The organism is Pseudomonas sp. FYR_5 (assembly GCF_043106315.1).
GTDB lineage: Bacteria > Pseudomonadota > Gammaproteobacteria > Pseudomonadales > Pseudomonadaceae > Aquipseudomonas > Aquipseudomonas putida_Y.
The window spans coordinates 40,032-55,213 of record NZ_JBICMK010000018.1 but is presented as its reverse complement, the minus strand read 5'-3'; the positions used below and the strand labels follow the sequence as shown (position 1 = coordinate 55,213).

Sequence of the window (15,182 nt, the reverse complement as noted above, 5' to 3'; positions counted from 1 at the left end):
CGGGCAGAGCCGTCTGCCGAACCCCAGAATCAGGAACGACTCGCCTTTGGAAGCTCAATCAATCAGCTCGGACATGGTGGTGTTGGCGCGCTGGATATTGACGTTCGGTATGCCGAGAGTTTCAGCCTGGATAGGCTGAGTTAACCATTTCTTAGCGCCAGAGCCTGATCGCTTGGGTCCATGCCTGTGGATCAGGCGCAGACGGCACAGGACAAATGTCAGAAGTCTTGCGCAGTCGGACGCAGAACAATCTCGTTGATGTCGACATCTGCAGGTTGCTCGATCGCATAAGCGATGGCCCGTGCAACCGAGTCAGCCGGGATGGCCTTCTTGTAAAATTCGCCAACGACCTCGGCGCTCGGCTGGTGCCCGCTGCCGAACTTCAGTTCGGAATCCACTGCGCCCGGTTCGATAGTCGTCGTGCGAATATTCGCGCCGACTTCATGACGCAGGCCATCGGAAATGGCGCGCACCGCGTACTTGGTGCCGCTGTAAACCGATCCACCGGGGCTGAATACTTTGATGCCGGCGACCGAAGAAATGTTGATGAAGTGACCGCTTGCCTGTTGTTCGAAAAACGGCAATGCGGCCGCGATGCCATACAATACGCCCTTGATGTTGATATCGATCATACGATCCCACTCGTCGGTGCGCAGTTGCGAAATCGGAGAGATCGCCATCAACCCTGCGTTGTTGATCATTACATCGATGCGACCGAATACCTCGACTGCCTTGGCAACCAGCGCAGACAAGTCCTCCTTGCGTGTCACATCGGTCGGATGGGCAATCGCCTTGCCGCCTGCAGTGGCGATCTCCGCGACAATCGCGTCCAGACGGTCCTGGCGCCTGGCGCCAAGCACCACAAGGGCGCCGAGCGCCGCCAGATGACGCGCCGTTGCTTCGCCTAGACCGCTACTCGCACCCGTGATGACGACCACCTTATCCTGGATGTTCTTACTCATATTCAGCGCTCCTGTTGAGACCTGTCGGGATGGAGACTGCAGTCTGCGCTGGTTTTATTCGTCAGAGAATGGAAGTGTTAGGATTTGAGAATTCCATTTTCTGGAACGGGAGTTGAGGGCTATGCCTAATCGCATGGAACTGATTCGGATATTCACAGTGGCCGCACAATCGACCACGTTCCGCGATGCAGCCACCCGCCTCGGCACCTCACCGCAGACGGTGACACGTGCCATCAAGGAACTGGAGAGTACGCTGGGTGAGCTGTTGTTCCACCGCAGCACACGGCAGGTTCATGTCACCGCTTTTGGTGCCAAACTCGCCTTGCAGGCCCAGGAAACCTTGGACCGGGTGGATCAGTTGTTTATCACCCACAGCAAACAGGAGGCTAAAGGCGTTGTCGGCATCACGGCCCCACACGCCATTGGCAAGCTGTATCTGGTCGAATTTCTGAAACCGCTGATACGGGAAAACCCGGGCCTGAGCATCGACCTGAGCCTGGATGACCAACTCACCGACGCGGTGGCCAACAAGATCGACATCGGTATTCGTGTCGGCGCGGTGCGTGATAGGCGCTATATCGCTAGAACAGTGGCCCATGTCAGCCTGAAAATCGTTGCGGCCCCGTCACTCCTCGCCACCGTGCACCGCCCTGGCAGCATCGAAGAACTGAAACGCTTGCCGCTGTCCATGCTGATTGATCGAAAAAACGGTCGCCCCTGGCCGTGGGTGCTTGCCGAGGGGCGAACGTTTCTGCCTACCTCCCCTGCCTTCAGCTGCGATGACCCGGAAACCGAGCGAGAGATCGTTATGGCCGGAATCGCCTTTGGGCAAATGCCCGATTACTTGGCAGAACCCTACCTGTCTGAAGGGCGCCTGGTCGAGGTCATGCAACAGGAAGCGCCGCCGCCTTCCGAACTGATCATGTACCGTCCTCAATCAGGGCCAGTGGCACCGCGAGTGAGGCTGATATACGACCACCTGGTTAACTGTTTCTCTGATCCGCGTGCTTTTGCGCGGACCAATCGCTGAGTTCGAAGGGACGCTCGAGTTTGCACTACGCTTATATTTCGAAAATTATCGAATTTTCGAATTATAAGCCCTCGGAGAAAATTGACTGTCGACCGGACACGTCGTTTCAAGGATGGTGGATTGGACTTGCTCAGCGTCAGTTTCGGGCTCAACATCGTTGTATAGAAAGCCCTCAAGGCCTAGGTTTCACGACGCGAAGCTACCGATGGTATGGGTTGAATAGCCTCGGCTAGGGACCTACGCACGCTGAGCGTCAGCGAAGACGCGCTTAAGGACTGCAACCGGACCTGGAGATTATTGGCCGGGCATATCTCGGCAATCCTGATTGGTCCAATTTCGCCGCTCATGAGTTGGGGGCAGGGAGCGTGTGACCTGGACTTGCCCGATCTACTGGTTTTAACGCTACAAGTGCTCTCGCCGGGTGAGGACGCTCGCACGGCCTTCGAGATCAATATTGATTGTCAGGCCGTCACCTGGAGAGCAGTTTCGGGCCGCACGGCCTCTATTCAGACGTGTCGGTTAGCGAGGTCCCATTTTTTTTATGCATATCGGCCGGAGGTTTGATGAACACCCCTTTAACACTGATTGCCACTTTGGTCGCAAAGGCAGGCTTCGAAGCCGAGCTCGAGCAGACGCTGCGGGCCCTGCAGGGTTCAAGCCGGGGCGAAGTGGACTGTATCCAGTATGACTTGCACCGTGATGCCGAGCAGGCGCGCACTTTCCACATGATCGAGCAGTGGCGGGACGAGGCGGCGCTAACGGCTCACGAAGCGACAACACATTTTCGAGCAGCGCTCCCGCTCATCGAACGTGCTGCTGAAAAATTTTCGATCACGAAAATGCATCGCATGTCCTGAGGAGCTTCGAATGAAAGCCATTGCACACTTTAAATGTCTGCCTATTGAACATCCCGACGCCTTGGTGGAGATCGATATACCCGAGCCAGTGCCAGGGCCGCGCGACTTGCTAGTAGAGGTAAAGGCCGTGTCGGTCAATCCTGTCGATACCAAGGTACGGCAGGGCTATGTGCCGCATGCGGACGAAAGCCAGCCGCGGATCCTCGGCTGGGACGCTGCCGGGGTGGTCAAGTCGGTCGGCAGCGACGTGACGTTTTTTAAACCCGGTGACAGAGTCTGGTACGCGGGATCACTGATCCGCCCGGGGAGCAACAGTGAGCTGCAACTGGTGGATGAGCGTATCGTCGGTTCAATGCCACAGTCGCTGGAATTCGGCCAAGCTGCGGCATTGCCACTCACTTCCCTGACCGCTTGGGAATTACTCTTTGATCGCCTAGGTATTGCACGGGATCCCACCGACCGAGGAGAAACACTGCTGATCATTGGCGCTGCAGGCGGGGTAGGTTCAATTCTAATTCAACTGGCGCGTCAGCTAACAGGGTTGACGATCATTAGTACGGCTTCGCGCCCTGAAACCCAGGCCTGGGTTACCGAGCTTGGTGCGCATCATGTCATCGACCATACCAAGCCACTTAGTGAAGAACTAAAGCGCATCGGTATAGCGCAGGTCAGCCATGTCGCAAGCCTGACCCAGACCGATAGGCACTACGAACAAATCATCGAGTCACTGAAACCTCAAGGCAAGCTGGGCCTGATAGATGATCCGGCCACCCTTGACGCCGTGCCGCTGAAGCGCAAGAGCCTGTCGTTGCACTGGGAGCTTATGTACACCCGCTCGCTCTACGAAACAGAGGACATGCAGGAGCAGCGCAACATCCTTAACGAAGTTGCGCGGCGGATTGATGCGGGTAACTTGCGCACCACAGTTGGCGAAAACTATGGGCCCATCAGCGCAGAAAATCTTCGTCGTGCCCATGCTCTGCTGGAAAGCGGAAAGGCGAAGGGGAAAGTCGTGCTGGAAGGCTTTTGAGGGAGTTGATTAAAACAGCTTATACCCCTGTCCAGTTACCTTGAACTCGTCCCTCGAACCTCAGGCATCTGTACGATACCTACGCCTTGGACTGCGGCTCGGTTTAGGGCGTCTAGGTCAGCAGTGACAAAACGTGGAGAGTGAGGAACCTCCACTCGATCCCCAGAGGGACCGATAAAGGCCCAGCGGTGGTCGCGGTTGGCTGGAGCCAGGTCCATGCTCGGCAATCCGATTAGATCAACTGGGACTTCCAAATCAATGCCTTCGACCAATGAAGGCTTCGCCACAAGCTTCTGGTAGCTCTCGCCAAAAACTTTGAGGAACATAAGCGTCCGCCCAACTCACCTTGCGTGAGCTGGGCCGGAGTCCACTGACGGGGTATCAGCCCCTCCTTAGTGGCCTCTTTGTCAGCACCGGTACCCTAGCGAGACTGCGCTGCTTGTTGACCGGAATACGTTGCAGCACACTAAGCGTCCATCGTAAGGAGACGCCCCCACATGAAGGACACGCCTAGCATCCCCCTGATTATCCTCGATGTTCAGGATGCTATCGATCAGCCTGTTTGGAATGGTAAAAGCCACCCTGGCTATTTGTCCGTAATCCAGCGCCTTCTGCGGCACTGGCGATCAAATGGCTGGCCTGTCCTTCATGTGAAGCATGATGAATAGAATCCCACCTCCAGCTATCACGTTCAGCTGACTTTTGTTCGCCGTGTGCAGTTCGAAAAACTTGCGACGGGCATGAGCCATGCAGCCGATTTCAGTGATGCCTTGTTCAAAACCAGCTTTGTAGCCAGCGAAATCATCGCAAACCAGCTTGCCGTTCCAGTCGCCCAGGAAGTTACTTGCATGTTCGCCGGCACGGCTTGGGCTGAAGTCGTAAACCACCGCATTAAGCGCCGAAAACGGCGTCGTGCTGTAGGCCCAGACATAGGCCCGGTGGGTTTTCTTCTCGCCCGGCGCAAGCATTTGCACCGGTGTTTCATCGGCGTGGATTACGCCCTTGCTCAGCACCGCTTCACGCAGTGCATCGACCAGTGGCTGGAGTCGCACGCCAGTTTGCCCAACCCACTGGGCCAAGGTCGAGCGAGCGATGGCCAGTCCGGCGCGACCAAAGATTTTCTCCTGCCGGTACGCCCTCGCCTACCCGCGCTCCGTGCACGACATTAGGCCATCTCTCACCGTCCAGACTTCCTTCTGCAGGCATACTTTGTATCGTCGGCATAATAGCCCAGCGCGTGCAGTAACGAGGACCTCGAAAGCAGCCGACGTTTCTGCTGATCAAGGTGAGTAAACAAAACATCACCAGCGGTACCGACGTCCATCGTTTGGACTTAATGCATCATACAGTGAGTGAAGAACAGCAGTTGCTGTGGATGATCAATGCACTTGATTACCTTGACCAAAGACCTTCTCCGCGGAAGCAGCGAGGCATACAACCAACTTTCACCAACAGGAAGTGAGACAAGGCAACGTCAGCCAAACGGCGGCCATCTGATACCGTTTTTCATGTTGAAACTGAGCCTTTTTTTGATTCAGTGCTCTACAGAGTGCGCGTCCGCAGCACGGTTGGACAGTGATCGGCCGCCCACTATTGCTGACTCTCTGAAGAACGAACGATCTCGAGAGTCTTCAGGAATCACCTTGAATACCGGGCTGGGCAAAGTCAGGCCAGCAGCTTGCAGGCGCGATTCAGGTGTGTCGAGCATGATCATGGTGAGGTCCTTGTGCTGTTGTTATTGTCAAGCACGCGCAGGGCGCGCCTGGACGCTATACCGAGGAAAACTCAAGCAGGAGGCAGGTAGGCCGCAGATCCTTGTCGCACCAACGGTGGTCAATCCGGGCTGACGGTGTGAGGCGTTTCTATCTCAAGGTGCGACATGCTCTGGCCAACGATTCGACGACCCGGCACGTAGTCGAAGATCATCTCGATGGTTATGCCGTTAGGGTCCTCGAGAAACAGTTGGTGTTCGCCTATTTGTGGAATGACGCGTTCACGAAACGCAATACCCATGGATTGCAATCGTGACTGGACTTGCTCCAATCCATCGCAACGCAGCGACACATGATCGAGCGAACCCGATCCATATCCGCCTGGCTTGTCGCCGAGGTACATCTGCAGTTCCTTTGGGTCGCCCTGGACACTGGCGATGTGCAACAGCGGCTGGTCGCCGGCATACATCCAATACCCAGGGAAAAGAAACCCCGGTCGTGGACCCGGCGTCAGGCCGATGACGTGCTCGAAGAACGCTGCGGTTTCGACCCAGAGCGGGGTGCGGATGGTGAAATGGTCAAGTTTGTGGACGCCCATGAAGTCCTCCAGATAGGGGGTAATGCCAATAAGCGAGCCGTCGGAAAACGCGGCTCATCGCGCCAGAACATCGAGTTGTAAACCGACAAGGCGCTTATCGAGTCTGGCGTGCCCGGCGCCCGAGATTGATCGACCCTGGTCATGAATACTTCCATGGCCAGGGTGAAAATGAGCCGCCTCGTCGCCCCGGGCACCTTGGTTCAGCCGTTCACGTTATTGATATTCCGGATAGTCGCTGTAACCCACCTCGTCACCGCCGAACAGTCGGCTGCCCTCGAACTCGGCCAGGGGCCAGTCATGCTGGAGCCGCGCGGGAAAGTCCGGGTTGGCGACGAAGGGACGGCCGAAGGCAACCAGGTCCACCAGGCCGGCGTCGAGCAGCGCCTGGCCGCGCGCCAAGGTATAGCGCCCGGCCACGATGATCGCGCCGCTGAACTCACGGCGCAGTTGATACCGGAAGGGTTCGGGAATCTGCGGTGCATCGTCCCAATCCGCCTCGGCCAGGTGCAGATAGGCAACACCCAGGGCGTCGAGCGACTGGGCGGCCTGGAGGATGGTCGGGATCACGTCCGGGCAGTTCATGCCACGGGCGGTGATATAGGGGGCCAGGCGTACACCAGTGCGTTGCGCGCCGATCTCCCCCGCGACCGCGCGCGTGACGTCGATCAGGAATCGGATACGGTTTTCGCGGCTGCCGCCGTACTCGTCATCGCGCAGGTTCGAGGTGGTGCGCAGGAACTGGTCGATCAGGTAGCCGTTGCCTGCGTGGATCTCGACCCCATCGAACCCCGCTTCGCGCGCATACCGGGCGGCCAGGCGGTAATCCTCAATCACCGCCAGGATATCCTCCTTGCTCAGGACGCGTGGCTCGCTGACATCGACCATCCGCCCTACCCCATCTTCACCGACCACCCATACCTGCGCGTCGGCACGCAGCGCCGAAGGCGCCACCGGCTGGCGATCGGCGTGGAAGCTGGCGTGGGACATCCGGCCTACATGCCACAACTGCAGGAACATACGCCCACCCTTGGCATGCACGGCGTCGGTAACCTGCCGCCAGCCTGCCACTTGCTCGGCGCTGTAGATGCCCGGTGTGAAGCTATAGCCCTTGCCCTGAGGGCTGATCTGCGTCGCCTCGCTGATTATGAGCCCGGCGCTGGCGCGTTGGGCGTAATAATGCGCCATCATCGCATTGGCCACGTCTCCGGGCTGTGTGCTGCGTGAGCGGGTCATTGGTGCCATGACGATGCGGTTGGGCAGCGTGAGGGGGCCGAGTTCGTATGGAGTGAAGAGTTTCAGCGGGCTGGACATGGGTGGCTCCTGGTTAGACGGGGGCTTGACTGTTGTGCTGGTAGTCATGGGTAAAATCGATCGGGTCTTCACCGAGAGGGCAATCGAGTTCGAGGATGAACTCATCGGTCAGGCTGATGAATATCTGGCAGGTCCGCTGCTCGGGCATGATGGCGACCTGGTGAGGCAGCTCGCTGGCCTTGACCTGCTTCATCACCACCGCTGCCGGTTGACACGTGCTCAAGGCCAGGTGACTGAAGCGGGTCGCCTCGAGCCCGTCGCATTGCAGCAGGTGCGCCAGGGCATGGTCGTCCTGATACAGCCATTGGCCTGGAAACGGGAACGGTGGCCGCGGGCCGGATTGCACCCCAAGCAAGGTCTGCAGCGACGCGGGCAAGTGGTCATCGGCGCCGATGTTGAAGGCTATGTGGTCGAATTTGAAATCGAGAGACATGGGCGATACCTAGTCGTGCTCTATCAGTGCCTACATGATCATTTATTGGAAATGTGCGATAAATACCGCCGCTGGCACATGACTTATAAGGAAAACTTACAAATGCAGGGTCTGGCTGAGTTGAAAGTGCTGGTTAAAGCCGCCGAAGTTGGCAGCCTCTCGGCCGCAGCGCGTGAACTGGATATCAGCCCCGCGGCAGCCAGCCTCGCGCTCAAGCGCCTGGAGTCGCGCCTTGGGGTTCGCCTGTTCGCCCGCTCGACGCGACAGCAACGCCTGACGCCGGAGGGTGAGCGCTATCTGGAGGCGGCGAGGAATGCCCTGGCCGTATTGGACGAGGGTGAACGGGCGGTTCGCGGGGCCGGGCATGGACTGGCCGGCGTATTGCAGCTGGCGGCACCTTCGGACTTTGGCCGTAGTGTGCTGCTGGGTTGGCTGGATGAATTGCGTGCCTCGCACCCACACCTGCAATTGCATCTGTTGCTCAACGACCGCCCCAACAACCTGTTCGGCGAGCCGGTGGATGTCGCACTGCGCTTCGGCGTACCGGTCGATTCCACCCTGGTGGCTCTGCCGGTGCTGGAGGCGCATTATCGGGTCGCCTGCGCCAGCCCCGCCTACCTTGCCCGCCAGGGTGAACCAACCTCGCCCCAGGCACTGGCCGAGCACTCTGCAATTGTCTACCAGCGCCAGGGGCGTCCCTACGATAACTGGCGTTTCAGGCGTGGTGACGAGGTCTGCGAGGTCAAGGTCCGCGGTGACTATCGCAGCGACGACGGCGAAGTTGCCAGGCGCTGGGCGCTCGCCGGGCACGGGGTCGTGTACAAGGCATGGCTCGATGTCGCTACGGATGTGCGCGCCGGCCGGTTACGTGCCTTGTTCGCCGACTGGCAGGGAGAGCCTGCGCCGGTCTACCTGATGTGCCCGCACAGGGTTCAGGTCAGTGAGCGGGTCAGGGTCCTCCAGGTCTTTCTACGCGAACGCTGCGCGTCGTTGGCCGGTACGCAGGACATCCGCGTCATCTGAATGGTTGGCTGCATGTCGATCAAGTCTGAACAGGTGTCGTCACGATGCCCCACTAAGCCATACACCCTGCTGGCATTCGATGACGATCCGCAATCGCTGGTAATTCTGCCGAAGATCCTCACGGCCGAGTACGAGGTCCTTCTGGCCAAGAGCGTGGCCGATGTAACAGAGGTCGCTCAGCTGTTGCATGATGCGCAACGAATGCCGCGCGACTCATGAGATGGAAAATCTACGCTTTGCTTCTTCGCACGGGCTGCGCCACACCTAGCCACCTTTGATGCCATGCTTGCGGTGCTTGTCCTTGATCTGCCGTTCAGCTGTCCGAATTATTCAATGAGCGTTAGCCGACGCTCGGGTTTTCCAAAGCGAAAGCAACACGCCACCAATCAGCAGGCCGATTGTAACGCTCAACGATATTTCGGCTGGCACTTTACCCACAACGTCATGAAGGAAGATTTTTGCGCCAATAAAGACAAGCACCAGAGCCAGCGCATACTTAAGGTAAACAAAGCGACTGATCATGGCAGCCAGTGCAAAATAGAGCGCTCGCAAGCCGAGAATAGCAAAGATGTTCGACGTATAAACGATGAACGGATCCTGTGTAATGGCAAAAATCGCAGGCACGCTATCAACAGCAAACACCAAATCTGCACACTCAATCAAAATAAGTGCAAGGAAGAGCGGTGTCACCCATAGAATTCTTTTCCCTGACGCGTCAGGTACGCGAACCATAAAACGTTGACCGTGCAATTCTTTGGTGATGCGTAGGTGGGTGCGCAGGTAGTTGACGAAACGGTTGTTTTCCAAGTCAGGCGCATGATCGACACGAGCGAAGAGCATTTTTACCCCGGTGAACACCAGGAAAGCGCCGAAACAGTAAAGTATCCAACTAAACTGGGCGATGAGCGCAGCCCCAAGGCCGATCATGATAGCCCTCAAGACGATGACCCCCATGATCCCCCAAAACAACACTCGGTGCTGGAACTCCCGAGGAATGGCCAGGAAACTGAATATCAGGGCAATCACGAAAACGTTATCCATTGACAGGGATTTTTCAATCAAGAAACCCGTCACATAGTCCATGCTGGCATCGCTGCCTTTCTGGAAGTACACCCAGACCGCGAACAGAAGGCCCATACTGATGTAGCCCGCAGACAGCAACAAGCTCTCTTTGACTCCAATCTCCCGACTCCCACGATGCAGCACACCTAAGTCAAGCGCCAATAGTGTTAGCACAACAGCGAAAAAGGAAAGCCAAAGCCAGAGGTCAGTACCAAGAACGTCTTGGTAGAGATACGCACTAAGGGCAGACATGAGCCCCTCCTTTATAGTCGTAGTTGAACAACTATGACTCCGACATGGCGGTATAACCGTCAGAGGGGCCCGGCGTCACGAAGAAAGAATTTATCGGGCGCGAGTAGGCTGCAAGTAGAAAACATTTACAAATTTTGTCCATGACAAGCTAAAACGCTTGCATTGGAAAACTGACTTCGCACACCTGATTGCACCAGCCTCATGGGTGCCCCGCACGTTATCAACGCCTTCATTGGAGCAATGCGCCGCTCGCTCGCGTCGACCTGATGCAGCGCCTTCCGTCGGTCAGAAGGCACCCTCCCACGCACGCCAGGCCGAACATAAGGTGAACAATCCATGGGTACGGGTGATGGCGGTACTGACGACAATGGGACGGACAATACCGGAGGTGACGGTACCGACAGCGGCTCGGGAACCGGCAGTCATGGCTCTGGTAGTAGCGGCACAGACGCGGGTGGTGGCAGTGGCTCAGCCGGAAACGGATCACCCTTCCATCACCGGGTGCGTCAGTTCTGCCCTGGTCTTCAACCGTTCATGCCACCCACGCAGGAGGAAATACCATGCCACGCGGGGACAAAGACAAGTACACGGACAAGCAGAAACGCAAGGCCGAACACATCGAGCAATCTTACGAGGACAAGGGCGTGGGCAAGGATGAAGCCGAAGCACGCGCCTGGGCCACCGTCAACAAACAATCCGGTGGTGGTGAAAAACACGCAGGCTCGGGAAGCAGGACACCGTCGCACGTGAAGAAGACCGCACGCTCGGATTCGGCCAAGCGCGCCGCTGAAACTCGCCAGGGGCATTCGCGGACATCTCACGCGTCGCTGGAATCGCAGAGCAAAGAGAGCCTCATGAAAGAGGCACGCAGCAAAGACATCAAGGGCCGCTCGACCATGACCAAGGCCCAGTTGATTGAAGCCCTGCAAAAACACGGGTGACCGGCGGTATCGGCGTCGTCGGGGTGGCAGCCGCGGTGGCCAACGCGGTCTACCATGCCACGGGCAAGCGTGTGAGGGAGTTTCCGGTCACGCTCGACAAGGTGCTGTGACTGGGCGGGGGCAAGCCCCCACCCACATGCCAGGGACGCTGGAGTCGCGAGCGGCAGCACATCTCGGCGTGGCTGATAACAGCTGGGCTAGCGATTGGCCCCCTCAATCGTCGCGCATATGCCGCTCATTGCGTTCCTGGCGTTCTTTCGCCTCCACGCACAGGGTGGCGGTTGGCCTGAGCAGCAACCGCTTGAGACCAATCGGTTCGCCAGTTTCCTTGCACCAGCCATACTCGCCACGGGCAACGCGTTCCAGGGCCTCGTCGATCTTGTCCAGCAGTTTTTTCTCCCGCTCCAGCAGCCTCAATTGCCATTGACGATGCTCCTCCGCCGTGCCGATATCGGAGGGATCACTGGTGGGCTCGAAGTCGCGGATCGCTTCGAATTCTTCAGCGATGCGTTGCTGAAGCTCATTGCGCTGGGCAAGCAGCAGCTCACGGAAGAACCTTTGCTGGGCAGCGTCCATGTAGGCGTCTTCCGGTTGGGATAGTAGCTCTTGTTCGGTCATTGCAGGTGCGCTCAGGTCAATGAGAAGAAATGGCGGTCAACCGCGTCGTGCGTTGAACGCCAGCGGCAAGCCTTGGCAGCCCTCGACCAGCCGGCCTTCATGCCAGGCCAGTTGCCCGGAGACCAGTGTCGTGGCCACTCGGTGATGAAAACGATGGTGCACGAACGGCGTCCACTGACAGTGCGCCAGAACCGGATCGAGGCTGACAGCGCGGGGCTCGGGCAGACGCTCGATCAGCGTCATGTCCGCCCAGTAGCCCTCACGCAGGTAACCGCGTTCCAAAATGGCGAACAGATCCGCGACGGCGTGGCTGGTCTTGCGCACCAGCTGGGCAACTGTCAGCACGCCCTCCTCCACCAGTTCGAAGAGCGCCGGAAGTGCGTGCTGTACCAACGGCAAACCTGATGGCGCCGAGGCATAAGGGCGTTGTTTTTCCGCCAAGGTGTGGGGTGCGTGATCGGTACCGATGACGTCGATGCGGTCGCACAGCAGGGCCTGATGCAGCGCGTCCCGGTCTTCCCGGGTTTTGATGGCAGGGTTGCATTTGATCAGGTGGCCCAAGCTGGCATAGTCACGGTCATCGAACAGCAGATGGTGCGCGCACACTTCAGCGGTGATCTGCTTGCCCTGCACCGGCCCAGGCTGGAACAACTTCAGCTCTTGGGCGGTGGTCAGGTGCAGCACATGCAACCGTGTGCCGAACTGCTTGGCAAGCTTCACCGCCAGGCTCGAAGAGCGCAGGCAGGCATCGGCATCCCGAATGATCGGGTGCATGGCCGGCGGAATGAAATCGCCGTAGCGCTCACGTATGCGCGCTTCGTTGGCCAGGATCGACGGGGAATGCTCGCAGTGTGCCAGGAGGATGGTCGGCACGCTGGCGAACAGCCGTTCCAGCACCCTGGGGTCGTCCACCAGCATGTCGCCGGTGGAGGCACCCATGAACACTTTCACTCCCGCCACCTCACGTGGGTCGAGGGCCGCCACGGTATCGAGGTTGTCCTTGCTCACGCCAAAATGAAAACCGTAGTTGGCAACCGAGGTGGCGGCGGCGCGGGCTTTCTTGTCGTGCAGAGCGGCAAGATCCAGCGTGGCCGGGTTGGTGTTGGGCATGTCCATGAAGCTGGTGATACCGCCCGCCACTGCTGCGCGCGACTCACTGGCCATGGTGCCCTTGTGCGCAGCGCCAGGCTCACGAAAATGCACCTGGTCGTCGATCATGCCGGGGAGCAACCATTGGCCACGGGCGTCGATTTCGATCGGCGCATTGACGCCCGTGATGCTGCGGGCGATTTTTTCGATACGGCCATGGGCGATCAGGACATCGGCCTCCTGTAGGGTACCTTCGTTGACCAGGCGGGCATTGCGAATGATGATCCGGCTCATACGCCCACCTCGGCCGGATTACCCGTCACCACTACCTGATCACCCTGGATCGCGTTGTAGAAACAGCTGCGACGCCCCGTGTGACAGGCGGCCCCCTGCTGATCTACCAACACCAACAACGCGTCACCATCGCAGTCCAGCCGCACGTCATGGACATGCTGAACATGCCCTGAGGCTTCGCCTTTGCGCCACAAGCGCGCACGGCTACGCGACCAGTAGCAGGCCCGCCGGGTCTCGAGGGTTTCCAGCAACGCCTCTTCATTCATCCAGGCCAGCATCAGCACCTCGCCGCTGTCATGCTGCTGAGTGATGGCGGGGATCAGCCCCTGGGGGCTCCAGGGTATGTGGCGAAGCACATCGGTCAAGGCAAAGCGGCTATCCACTGCTGCCTGCTCAAGGGTAAGGAACATGATTTGCGATCTGCCATAATTGTTATGTTATAACACTGTTAACTTAGCAGATTACGCCCCTACTGTTCATCTTTTCGACTCGCGCAGGTACAACGCCATGACTGAAACACGCCCCGCCCCTTCCATCGAAACCTACGCCGACACCGAACTGGCATGCCTGGCAGGTGCCAAAGCAGCGCTCTACCATTGGGCCGCTACCGTGGCTACCCGTGATGTGGATCAGGTACTGGCGCTGTATGCGCCGGATGCGATCCTGGTACCGACCCTGTCCAACCAAGTGCGTGACTGCGATGACAGCCGTCGCAACTATTTCGAAAATTTCCTCGCCAACGACGGGCTGGTCTGTGACATCCAGTTGTTCAAAAAACGCGTCAGCCGCAAGCTGGGCACCGTGGTGGTCGGCGGCCAGTACACCTTTGTCTACCGCGAAGACGGCGAGCAACGGGTAGTGCCAGCGCGCTTTTTGTTCACCATCGAACGAATCGAGCAGCAGTGGCTGATCACCGGCCACCATTCCTCCATCGAAGCATGAAAGCCGTGGCCCACTTCCCGAACTCAACGGGCTCTTTCCCGGCCACGCGCCTGCGCCGTAACCGCGCTGACGAATGGACGCGGCGTCTGGTCGCTGAAAACAGCCTGTCTTGCGATGACCTGATCTGGCCGGTCTTTCTCAAGGAAGGCTCAGGTACACACGAGGCGATCACTGCCATGCCGGGCCAGGTACGGGTGAGCCTGAGCGAATTGCCGGATCACGTAGGTCGGGCGGTCGAGCTGGGCATTCCGGCCATTGCCCTGTTTCCCGCTACCCCGGCGCAGCGCAAGGACAGTGAGGGCAGCCATGCCCTCGACGCGGAAAACCTGATCTGCCGCGCCGCCAGGTTGCTCAAGGCCACATTCCCCAACCTTGGCTTGATCGGCGACGTCGCCCTGGACCCCTACACCGACCATGGTCACGACGGCGTGCTGCGCCAAGGCCGCGTGGCCAACGACGAAACCTTGCAAGTGCTGGCGGCCCAAGCCGTGGTCCAGGCCCAGGCCGGCATCGACACCTTGGCACCCTCGGACATGATGGACGGGCGCATCGGCGCGCTCAGGTCCGCACTGGACCTGGCCGGTTTCAACGAGGTGCGGCTGATGTCCTACGCCGCCAAGTACGCGTCCGGCTTCTACGGCCCGTTCCGCGACGCGCTGGGCTCGGCGGCCACGCTCAAAGGCGACAAGCGCACGTACCAGATGGACCCGGCCAACAGCGACGAAGCCCTGCGCGAAGTAGCGCTGGACCTGCAAGAAGGCGCCGACATGGTGATGGTCAAGCCCGGCATGCCCTACCTGGACATCATTCAAAGGGTCAAGGCAACCTTTGCCGTACCGACATTCGCCTACCAGGTCAGCGGTGAATACTCGATGCTCAAGGCAGCGATCAATCAGGGCTGGCTGGATCCGGACACGGTCATCCTGGAGGCATTGATGGCGTTCAAACGTGCGGGGTGCAACGGCATCCTGACTTACTTCGCTCTGGAGGCCGCCACGCGGCTGAAACGGGGTTGAGTGGCCTTGGCG

The 15,182-nt window shown here is 58.7% G+C and carries 17 protein-coding genes and 3 pseudogenes; 10 read left to right on the top strand and 10 right to left on the bottom strand.

All coding sequences use genetic code 11. The features are described from left to right. Positions 1–218: 218 nt before the first annotated feature. A complete protein-coding gene (locus ACF8RA_RS01815) occupies positions 219–962 on the bottom strand; it encodes an SDR family oxidoreductase (protein WP_284384097.1) in 744 nt (247 codons plus the stop codon). A 121-nt stretch (positions 963–1,083) separates the two neighbouring features. Between ACF8RA_RS01815 and ACF8RA_RS01810 the strand changes: the two genes are divergently transcribed. The 4 genes and pseudogenes from ACF8RA_RS01810 to ACF8RA_RS01795 form a co-directional block, all read left to right on the top strand. Further along, complete coding sequence (locus tag ACF8RA_RS01810) at positions 1,084–1,992, top strand: LysR family transcriptional regulator (protein ID WP_392460692.1); 909 nt, start codon at positions 1,084–1,086, stop codon at positions 1,990–1,992. A 563-nt stretch (positions 1,993–2,555) separates the two neighbouring features. Beyond that, positions 2,556–2,849, top strand: coding sequence for a putative quinol monooxygenase (locus ACF8RA_RS01805; protein ID WP_021782307.1), 294 nt, complete (start codon positions 2,556–2,558; stop codon positions 2,847–2,849). 10 nt (positions 2,850–2,859) lie between these two features. Beyond that, positions 2,860–3,879, top strand: a complete 1,020-nt coding sequence (locus ACF8RA_RS01800) for a zinc-binding alcohol dehydrogenase family protein (protein WP_021782306.1) — start codon at positions 2,860–2,862, stop codon at positions 3,877–3,879. A 497-nt stretch (positions 3,880–4,376) separates the two neighbouring features. Continuing rightward, positions 4,377–4,544 (top strand): annotated as a pseudogene (locus ACF8RA_RS01795) (cysteine hydrolase); the annotation flags it as partial. A gap of 27 nt (positions 4,545–4,571) precedes the next feature. Here the strand turns inward: ACF8RA_RS01795 and ACF8RA_RS01790 are convergent. The 5 genes and pseudogenes from ACF8RA_RS01790 to ACF8RA_RS01770 form a co-directional block, all read right to left on the bottom strand. Next, positions 4,572–5,012: pseudogene (locus ACF8RA_RS01790) on the bottom strand (IS66 family transposase); the annotation flags it as partial. Between the two features lie 401 nt (positions 5,013–5,413). Further along, positions 5,414–5,593: a hypothetical protein gene (locus ACF8RA_RS01785; RefSeq protein ID WP_392460691.1), complete on the bottom strand. Its 180-nt coding sequence runs from the start codon at positions 5,591–5,593 to the stop codon at positions 5,414–5,416. A gap of 119 nt (positions 5,594–5,712) precedes the next feature. Beyond that, positions 5,713–6,189: a VOC family protein gene (locus ACF8RA_RS01780; protein ID WP_176684196.1), complete on the bottom strand. Its 477-nt coding sequence runs from the start codon at positions 6,187–6,189 to the stop codon at positions 5,713–5,715. Between the two features lie 213 nt (positions 6,190–6,402). Further along, positions 6,403–7,500: an alkene reductase gene (locus ACF8RA_RS01775; protein WP_392488600.1), complete on the bottom strand. Its 1,098-nt coding sequence runs from the start codon at positions 7,498–7,500 to the stop codon at positions 6,403–6,405. 13 nt (positions 7,501–7,513) lie between these two features. Further along, positions 7,514–7,933 (bottom strand): hypothetical protein, encoded by a 420-nt coding sequence (locus ACF8RA_RS01770; protein WP_176684195.1) that lies wholly within the window; start codon positions 7,931–7,933, stop codon positions 7,514–7,516. 102 nt (positions 7,934–8,035) lie between these two features. Between ACF8RA_RS01770 and ACF8RA_RS01765 the strand changes: the two genes are divergently transcribed. Together ACF8RA_RS01765 and ACF8RA_RS01760 are read left to right on the top strand one after the other, a co-directional pair. Beyond that, positions 8,036–8,956, top strand: a complete 921-nt coding sequence (locus ACF8RA_RS01765; protein WP_392518719.1) for a LysR family transcriptional regulator — start codon at positions 8,036–8,038, stop codon at positions 8,954–8,956. Between the two features lie 12 nt (positions 8,957–8,968). After that, complete coding sequence (locus ACF8RA_RS01760) at positions 8,969–9,175, top strand: hypothetical protein (RefSeq protein ID WP_176684162.1); 207 nt, start codon at positions 8,969–8,971, stop codon at positions 9,173–9,175. Between the two features lie 111 nt (positions 9,176–9,286). Here the strand turns inward: ACF8RA_RS01760 and ACF8RA_RS01755 are convergent, their stop codons facing one another. Continuing rightward, the gene (locus ACF8RA_RS01755) at positions 9,287–10,270 is read right to left on the bottom strand and encodes a TerC family protein (protein WP_392518718.1); all 984 of its coding nucleotides are present in this window, start codon (positions 10,268–10,270) and stop codon (positions 9,287–9,289) included. A 560-nt stretch (positions 10,271–10,830) separates the two neighbouring features. Here ACF8RA_RS01755 and ACF8RA_RS01750 point away from each other — a divergent pair. Continuing rightward, positions 10,831–11,211, top strand: coding sequence for a termination factor Rho (locus ACF8RA_RS01750; protein ID WP_339533469.1), 381 nt, complete (start codon positions 10,831–10,833; stop codon positions 11,209–11,211). A 2-nt stretch (positions 11,212–11,213) separates the two neighbouring features. Next, positions 11,214–11,321, top strand: a pseudogene (locus ACF8RA_RS01745) (hypothetical protein); the annotation flags it as partial. A 103-nt stretch (positions 11,322–11,424) separates the two neighbouring features. On the opposite strand, the gene dksA reads toward ACF8RA_RS01745, so the two are convergent. Genes dksA through hisI form a run of 3 tightly spaced genes read right to left on the bottom strand, consistent with a single transcriptional unit; the run spans position 11,425 to position 13,622 of the window. Continuing rightward, positions 11,425–11,829, bottom strand: a complete 405-nt coding sequence (dksA, locus tag ACF8RA_RS01740; protein ID WP_064493495.1) for an RNA polymerase-binding protein DksA — start codon at positions 11,827–11,829, stop codon at positions 11,425–11,427. Between the two features lie 36 nt (positions 11,830–11,865). Next, entirely contained in the window at positions 11,866–13,212 is a 1,347-nt protein-coding gene (locus ACF8RA_RS01735; protein ID WP_392518717.1) for a dihydroorotase, read from the bottom strand. Beyond that, the gene (hisI, locus tag ACF8RA_RS01730) at positions 13,209–13,622 is read right to left on the bottom strand and encodes a phosphoribosyl-AMP cyclohydrolase (RefSeq protein ID WP_392518716.1); all 414 of its coding nucleotides are present in this window, start codon (positions 13,620–13,622) and stop codon (positions 13,209–13,211) included. Before hisI ends, ACF8RA_RS01735 begins: the two co-directional genes overlap by 4 nt. A gap of 97 nt (positions 13,623–13,719) precedes the next feature. Between hisI and ACF8RA_RS01725 the strand changes: the two genes are divergently transcribed. Both ACF8RA_RS01725 and hemB read left to right on the top strand, forming a co-directional pair. Continuing rightward, complete coding sequence (locus ACF8RA_RS01725) at positions 13,720–14,154, top strand: DUF4440 domain-containing protein (protein ID WP_392518715.1); 435 nt, start codon at positions 13,720–13,722, stop codon at positions 14,152–14,154. Beyond that, a complete protein-coding gene (hemB, locus tag ACF8RA_RS01720) occupies positions 14,151–15,170 on the top strand; it encodes a porphobilinogen synthase (protein ID WP_392488604.1) in 1,020 nt (339 codons plus the stop codon). Before ACF8RA_RS01725 ends, hemB begins: the two co-directional genes overlap by 4 nt. Positions 15,171–15,182 lie beyond the last annotated feature (12 nt).

Coding starts and splice junctions, on each gene's coding strand:
- ACF8RA_RS01815 (WP_284384097.1), bottom strand. CDS start 962: ATGAGTAAGAACATCCAGGATAAGGTGGTCGTCATCACGGGTGCGAGT.
- ACF8RA_RS01810 (WP_392460692.1), top strand. CDS start 1,084: ATGCCTAATCGCATGGAACTGATTCGGATATTCACAGTGGCCGCACAA.
- ACF8RA_RS01805 (WP_021782307.1), top strand. CDS start 2,556: ATGAACACCCCTTTAACACTGATTGCCACTTTGGTCGCAAAGGCAGGC.
- ACF8RA_RS01800 (WP_021782306.1), top strand. CDS start 2,860: ATGAAAGCCATTGCACACTTTAAATGTCTGCCTATTGAACATCCCGAC.
- ACF8RA_RS01785 (WP_392460691.1), bottom strand. CDS start 5,593: ATGATCATGCTCGACACACCTGAATCGCGCCTGCAAGCTGCTGGCCTG.
- ACF8RA_RS01780 (WP_176684196.1), bottom strand. CDS start 6,189: ATGGGCGTCCACAAACTTGACCATTTCACCATCCGCACCCCGCTCTGG.
- ACF8RA_RS01775 (WP_392488600.1), bottom strand. CDS start 7,500: ATGTCCAGCCCGCTGAAACTCTTCACTCCATACGAACTCGGCCCCCTC.
- ACF8RA_RS01770 (WP_176684195.1), bottom strand. CDS start 7,933: ATGTCTCTCGATTTCAAATTCGACCACATAGCCTTCAACATCGGCGCC.
- ACF8RA_RS01765 (WP_392518719.1), top strand. CDS start 8,036: ATGCAGGGTCTGGCTGAGTTGAAAGTGCTGGTTAAAGCCGCCGAAGTT.
- ACF8RA_RS01760 (WP_176684162.1), top strand. CDS start 8,969: ATGTCGATCAAGTCTGAACAGGTGTCGTCACGATGCCCCACTAAGCCA.
- ACF8RA_RS01755 (WP_392518718.1), bottom strand. CDS start 10,270: ATGTCTGCCCTTAGTGCGTATCTCTACCAAGACGTTCTTGGTACTGAC.
- ACF8RA_RS01750 (WP_339533469.1), top strand. CDS start 10,831: ATGCCACGCGGGGACAAAGACAAGTACACGGACAAGCAGAAACGCAAG.
- dksA (WP_064493495.1), bottom strand. CDS start 11,829: ATGACCGAACAAGAGCTACTATCCCAACCGGAAGACGCCTACATGGAC.
- ACF8RA_RS01735 (WP_392518717.1), bottom strand. CDS start 13,212: ATGAGCCGGATCATCATTCGCAATGCCCGCCTGGTCAACGAAGGTACC.
- hisI (WP_392518716.1), bottom strand. CDS start 13,622: ATGTTCCTTACCCTTGAGCAGGCAGCAGTGGATAGCCGCTTTGCCTTG.
- ACF8RA_RS01725 (WP_392518715.1), top strand. CDS start 13,720: ATGACTGAAACACGCCCCGCCCCTTCCATCGAAACCTACGCCGACACC.
- hemB (WP_392488604.1), top strand. CDS start 14,151: ATGAAAGCCGTGGCCCACTTCCCGAACTCAACGGGCTCTTTCCCGGCC.